The sequence below is a fragment of the Mycobacterium aquaticum genome (assembly GCF_002086485.1).
Lineage (GTDB): Bacteria > Actinomycetota > Actinomycetes > Mycobacteriales > Mycobacteriaceae > Mycobacterium > Mycobacterium aquaticum.
Genome location: NZ_MVHF01000058.1, coordinates 38507 through 44506 on the forward strand (window position 1 = coordinate 38507; position 6000 = coordinate 44506).

Below are 6000 nucleotides of genomic sequence, written 5' to 3' on the forward strand. Positions count from 1 at the left end.
TGTCGATGAGACGTCGCGTCGAAAGGATATGCCACATTGAAAACAAATCGGGCTAGAGCGTTTCGACTTTCGCGCGGGCGGATGACTCGCCGCCCGTTTTGCTGTCGCGTATGTCGGTGGTGCGGTTAATAATCCTGAGCATGTTGGACGGATGGTGGCAGGAGCAGGTTGCCGGGGTTGATTCCCGGCCGCTGCCGGATGTTTACGATCCGGAAGTTCCGGAACGGCGGAGTCAGGAGCCTGAGCAGCGGCAGCACAATGCGGTGGCGTCGCCGCGGAATGAGTGGGAGCGGTGGTGGTTGTATGCGCGTGGCGCGGCGCACCGTTTCGCTCGGGGTATTTCGCCGCCTGAGATTGAGGTTTTCGGGCCTGTTCTCGGTGTTGACGAGTTCGGGTTGCTTGAGGCTGATTTGGCGTACAGCCGGTTGTACGCGGCCGGTGACGGTCGGTATGAGAAGACCAGCATGCTGGTGGTTGGCCGGCCTGCGGTGATGGTTGGCGCGCTGGCAGTTGGCGCTGCGGTGAACCATCGCCGGAAGGTAGCTGCTCAGCATGCTGCCGAGCAGCGGTGGCGGGATCATCAGCAAATTCGCGTGACAGCGACAAACCATCGGTTACTGTGCAACACGCTTGATGCTGGCTTTGAGAGCTACTACTACGGCGGCATCACTGAGTTCTATCCGGATCTCGACGGTTGGCAGCTGACGCTGGCTTTTGATGGCAAGGTTGCGCCGTTGCGGTTGGCGGGCCCGGCGGCGCCGGCGTTGTGTTTGTGGACGGCAACGGCGGTGCTTGGTGATCGGTGGATCAGGGACAGCCGTCTGGCAAAGCTCTTCGGCTGAGATTTTCGCTCTGCTTGACTGCTGTGAGCGGCGAAAGTCGGCGGTAGCATCGCCGTATGGCGTTATCCGTGCATATGTCAGCTCCTGACACCGTTGGTGGGCTCGCTGCTGCTGCGGCGGCCCGGGGGAGCGCAGCAGGGGCTGGGTTGCCGGCGTTGCCTGTCGGAACGTACATCGCTCCGTACACCGCGGAGTTGGCGTTGCTGCTGGCGGCGGCGTCAGCGAATCTGACAGCAAAGGTGGCGTTCGGTGCTGTTACATCGGTGGCGAGTGTGACCTCGGTGGAAACGACCGAGGAACTCAGCGCAGGCGTACTGACGACGTAACGAGAGCGGCTTCTGAAGGGGGCGGACAATGACAACCACGTCGCCGTGGGCACCACAAACCGGCGCGCCGGTTCAAGGCTCGGCCGATCAACGGCCACTGCCCGCGCCTCCTAACCAAGGTGTTCCACCACAGTCACCGGCTTCACCGCCGCCTCCGGTCGAGCGGCCAGCTCGGCGTCCTGGGCTGTGGGTGATTGTGCTGGCCATGGCTGCTCTGATGGTCATCGCAGTGGCCGCGACTGCAGCCATCACGTACGCCATCGTGCGGAACAACGACGCCGCACCGCCATCGGCGCCGCCAGCCGCAAGGGCGGCGGAGCCTCACTTCACCGCGTCCGAGCAGAACGCGGCTAAGGCGAAATTGTGCAGCGTGTTCGACACGACGGCTCGTGGCCAGCGCGGCCAAGGCGGCGTTGTGGTCAATGGCGACGTCAATTTGCCGTTGGTCGTACGAACAGTGAATAGCGTTGTGGCCGTTCAGAATACTCTGACTCCCGCTGTGCCAGACGACCTAGCCGAAGCGGCGCGCGCTTATATCAGTTCATCGCTTGATCTGACCGCCGCTGCGACCGGAAATCGGAGCGTTGATGACGTCAATCGGCTGACATCAGAGTCGAATGACGCAACGTACGCTCTGGCTGATGCCTGCGGTTTGCGCTGATGGCGGCCGTCACCCCGAAGCCGACGCCGCCGGCTCCGGATACCGTTGCGCCGCCGAAGCTTTCGGGGGCCTCCCAGCAGCAGATGGATCACCTGCTCCAGCGGGTCATCGCGGCGAAACCTCCGAAGCCTGACTCGTTCGTTCCTGGTTACGGGATGTCGGGTGGCGGTGACGTGCAGCTCCAACCAGGCTTGTACACGGCATCTTTGATTGGCCCGGACGTGTGGCCGACTGAATCAGAGACTGAGCTCGCAGCTGCTGCAGACCAGCTCGCACAACTGGCGAGGGATCATTCCACTGCATCGACTGAGGCGAAAAACCAATCAGACCAGGTCTTTTCAAACAGCTGGACAGCTGGCGAGGGCGCGGAAGCTGCGCAGGCGCATTACTGGAGTGAGCATCAAGCTCACGAACATCTAGTGGACGTCCTCAGCACGGGCTCGGCCGGCATGCGTCGACTTAGTGAAGACGTCGGCCGCACCAAGCGGCTCATCCGGGAAGCGCACGATACCGCGCACCGTGAGATTGAGGCCGTCCTGAAGACGAACACGGCGGTAGGGATCGCGGCCGTTGCACCAATCCTCACAACCTACCGCACTCAAATCACCTCATACTCCGCAGAGCTGCGAGGCTTCGTCACAACCGAAACACAAAGCCTCACCAATAAGTTCGGGACTCCAGAGGCTCCGCCGAAGGGCGACGGCGGTTTTGGCACTGACCCTTCCAGCGGCGGCGACCATCAACCTAGTAAGCCCGACTCGCCGGGCGATTACGGCAAAGAAATGAGCAGCGGCGCGGGTAGCGGGCACGGCGCATCTTCGTCGGGTTCTCCTTCTTCGTTCGGCAAAGACCTGTCGACTAGTCTTCTGCCGACCCAATCACCTCCGCCGGCTTCGCCGAAGATGCCGTCGCTGCCGTCTGCACCGTCTGCGCCTGGTGGTGGCGCGTCGCCGTTGAGTGGTGCGGCTAGTGGCGGTATGGGTCCGATGTCGGGATTGCTTGGTGGCGCTAATCCGGCTGGTATGGCGAGCAATGTGGGTAGCCCGGCGTCGTCTGTGCAGGGTCAGTCGTCGCAGGCGATGCGGGCCGCGTTCGGTGGTGATTTCGGTCGGGGTCTAGCTGCGGCGTCGAATGCTGCTGGCGCGATGCCTGCGGCGCCGGTTCAACCTGTTCCTCAGACTCCGGCGTCTCCGTTGGCTGCGCCGATGGGTTCTGCATCGCCGGCGGCCGCGCCGGCGACGATGAGTGCTCCTGCGGCGCCGGCGGTTTCGTCGGCTCCGGTGGCTGCCGGTGGTCCGATGGGTGTGCCGGCGGCCGGTGGTCCTGGTGCCCAGATGACGTCGTATGGATCGGTGTTGCCGCCAGCTGCGGGGGCTGGGGCCCCGGCGTTGGGTGGTGGTGCGGTGCCTCCGCCTCCTCCGCCGGGTGCGGTTCCGCCGCCGCCTCCTGGAGCTGCTGGTGCCACTGGGCTGCTACCTGTGGGTGGTGGCAGTGGTGGCAGTGGCCGGTTGGGCCGCGATATTTCGATGACGGATCTGGAGAGTGCGCGCAAGGTTGTCGCGGATCTCGCGGCGGCGTCGAGCGTGGTGTATCCGGGTCTTGAGTGGGCCGTGGGTGTGGCGCGTGGTGTTTCCGGTCAGCCTGAGTTGTGGATTGCGACGAACGAGGGCGCCGGGTATGTGCCGGCCGGTGTGTTTGTGCCGAGGTCGATGCCGTTGGCTGCGCGGTTCGATTCGACGTTTGATGCTCGGTGGTTCGGTTGGTTCAATCCGGCCGAGACGGTGTTGAGGGCGATTCAGGCGCGCGGTGATGCGGTGTCGGCGGTGGCGACGACGTTTATGTCGCGGTCGGATTTGGTTGATGAGGGTGTCGCGGATGTGGCGGTCGGCGTGCCGGCGGCTGGGGGTCCGGATGAGGCTGAAGCGTCGCAGTTGTTGCGGAGTCGGTCGCATCGGTTGGAAACCGTTGCGCCGGGCTTGTATCAGGATTTGACGGAGGGCGATCCGGGTGCGGTGGAAGCGTATGTGCGTCATGTGACTCAGCAGGCGGTGTTCAATTGCGGGCCGGAATTGTCGTCGGCGGCTCAGGCTGTGGCCAGGGCTGTGGTGGCGGGTCGGTGGCCGTCGTCGGGTGAGTGGTCGGCGTTGCGTGATGAGTATTCGGCTGCGCGGTTGATGGCTGGTTCGCAGCGGCCGGGTGTGATTGGTATTGAGGATCCGCAGCAGTCGGTGGCGTATCAGCGTGATTTCGCGGAGTGCCGGCGGTTGGAAGTGCTGATCTGTTGGGAGAACATGACTCCGGCGGATGTGGTGTATGCGGCTTGGTGTGCTGGGGTGCCGACACCGTCGTTCGCGCCGGTGAACGCGTAGAGGTGTGTGTGATGTAGCCGCGGGAGTACGGCCGACTGCGGTGTTTGCCCGCTCCGCTGACGGGGACGTGACAAAGCCAACGAGTAAGTGGGCTTTGCGGTTGACCTCTATATCCTAGAGTCGCGGGAGATGGTCATCGGGTATTTCTGCCCGCCGCCGGTGTTGTACACCAGATGGCGAATTCGATCCGGATTCTGGAATCCTTCTTTGATCAGTTTTTCGGCCAGTTCGCCCGGCGTGCCTCCGTCGTAGCCGTAGGCGATGCCGTGGAGTTCGAGGATGTTGCCGGCGTCGTCGACGAACTTCACCATTTTCTCCCCGCCAGCGGATCCGTTTTCGAATGTGAGGATGGCGTGGTTCCAGGCGAGGAATTGGGGGCGTACGCGGTTATAGAAGCGCCAGGACGCCCAGGTGTCGACGACGGCACCGCGATTAGTCAGCATCATGAGATCTATTTTACGGACGTGATTCGCCAGCAAGGGGTTTCAGATAGCGAGAAAACAAGAGCCCGGCATTAGTTTCCGGCCAGGCATGAGTGAGGCCCCGGCAACGAGGGGTTTCGCCGGGGCCTCGGTGCGCTGCGGCAAAGGGGACCAGCCGCTGCACTTTCGAAGTTATGTGCAGGTTCACCGTTATACAACAGTCAAGGCAAATCCGTTTCGGATGTCGCGGCAGGCGCGCAGCCGAGGAATGATTGGGTGATGGTAGATAGCGCAGATCCGCAGCGGCCCACCGTTTCTGAGCGCGCCGATAGTTCGTTGCGTGCTCTGGTCGATTCGGTGGTGGCCACGTATTTGGGCAAGATTGCCGATTATCCGGCCGATGCTGTTGTTGCTGATGTTCTGGTCTGTGATGGGGATTTGGTGGTTGCCGCTGAGGAGTTGGGCTGTGTGACGGTCGGCGAGTTGAGTGAGAAGCTGCTGTTGATGGCGGTTCGTCCGGTTGCGGTGTCCCGGTTGGGTGATGAAGCGTTGGGGCGGGTCATAGCGGGGTTCACTGCGGCGGTCTATGCGTTGGACGGTGATGATGAGTTCACGGGTGCTGCGCTTGTGGCTTATGAGGACATGGTGATCGCTTGCGCTGAGCGCGATCTGGCTGGTCGTTCGTAGTCGGTTCGGCGGAAACAACCGCATCAGCAGGTATCTCGTGCGATATCTCACGAAGTATCTCGTTTCTGGTCGCTATTGCCGTCGCTGGGTTCTGTGGGTTGCTTCGGTGAGGGCCTCAGCGATGCTGAGGCGCTGGCGTTGATCGAACCCGGTCGGCACGAGCCATTCGGTGAGCAGGGGATTGACCGCGGCGCACGCGTCGGTGGCGACGTTCCAGCCGTCGGGGTGACGTAGGGAGGCTGCGGTGGAGCGGACCCAGGGCATGGCGCCGGCGTTGCCGGTGGGTGAGGCGGTGTAGAGCAGGGCGGCTAGTGGCCGGCACGCCGTGTTGGCCCACAGAGCGGCGGCGACGCTGCGGGGGCATGCGTTGTTGAGGAGTTGGGCTGCGGTGTCGAGGGCTTCGGTGGGTGTGGCGATGGTCAGGGTCGGGGTCTGGTTGTGGTGAGCGGCGGAAGCGGCGCCAGATGCGGTCGACGACTTGGTGTTTCATGATTCCCCCCGGATGTTCGATGAAATGGCGTTCATCGCTCATTGACTCAGAGCGCGGCGGGTTATGCGACAGCCATCGGCAAGTGGTTCGGAGCCGGGTTGGTTTGGGTGCGGTGTAAGGGTGTGGGTGGTGGTTAGTTTTGGTGGGTGAGTGGCGGGTCGGTTGGTGCGTATGTGGCGCAGGTCGATCGTGTGTTGTCTGCT

The 6000-nt window shown here is 62.9% G+C and carries 8 protein-coding genes; 5 read left to right on the top strand and 3 right to left on the bottom strand.

All coding sequences use genetic code 11. The annotated features are described in order from the left end of the window. Positions 1-140: 140 nt before the first annotated feature. From BST13_RS34490 to BST13_RS34500, 3 genes are all read left to right on the top strand, one after another. On the top strand, positions 141-842 hold the full coding sequence (locus BST13_RS34490) for a hypothetical protein (protein WP_142282918.1): 702 nt from the start codon (positions 141-143) through the stop codon (positions 840-842). Positions 843-997: 155 nt separating this feature from the next. Further along, entirely contained in the window at positions 998-1168 is a 171-nt protein-coding gene (locus BST13_RS39220; protein ID WP_158087251.1) for a hypothetical protein, read from the top strand. Positions 1169-1373: 205 nt separating this feature from the next. Then, a complete protein-coding gene (locus BST13_RS34500; protein ID WP_142282919.1) occupies positions 1374-1829 on the top strand; it encodes a hypothetical protein in 456 nt (151 codons plus the stop codon). Between the two features lie 1174 nt (positions 1830-3003). Here BST13_RS34500 and BST13_RS34505 read toward each other — a convergent pair. After that, positions 3004-3294 carry a hypothetical protein gene (locus BST13_RS34505; RefSeq protein ID WP_083170213.1) on the bottom strand — a complete coding sequence of 97 codons (291 nt, stop codon included), beginning with the start codon at positions 3292-3294 and terminating at the stop codon, positions 3004-3006. A gap of 61 nt (positions 3295-3355) precedes the next feature. Here BST13_RS34505 and BST13_RS34510 point away from each other — a divergent pair, with 61 nt between their 5' ends. Next, complete coding sequence (locus tag BST13_RS34510; protein ID WP_083170215.1) at positions 3356-4198, top strand: chemotaxis protein; 843 nt, start codon at positions 3356-3358, stop codon at positions 4196-4198. Positions 4199-4305: 107 nt separating this feature from the next. On the opposite strand, the gene BST13_RS34515 is transcribed toward BST13_RS34510, so the two are convergent. Next, positions 4306-4644, bottom strand: coding sequence for a hypothetical protein (locus tag BST13_RS34515; protein WP_083170217.1), 339 nt, complete (start codon positions 4642-4644; stop codon positions 4306-4308). Between the two features lie 252 nt (positions 4645-4896). Here BST13_RS34515 and BST13_RS34520 point away from each other — a divergent pair, with 252 nt between their 5' ends. After that, a complete protein-coding gene (locus BST13_RS34520; RefSeq protein ID WP_142282920.1) occupies positions 4897-5307 on the top strand; it encodes a hypothetical protein in 411 nt (136 codons plus the stop codon). A 72-nt stretch (positions 5308-5379) separates the two neighbouring features. On the opposite strand, the gene BST13_RS34525 is transcribed toward BST13_RS34520, so the two are convergent. Then, the gene (locus BST13_RS34525; RefSeq protein ID WP_083170221.1) at positions 5380-5571 is read right to left on the bottom strand and encodes a hypothetical protein; all 192 of its coding nucleotides are present in this window, start codon (positions 5569-5571) and stop codon (positions 5380-5382) included. Positions 5572-6000: the final 429 nt, after the last annotated feature.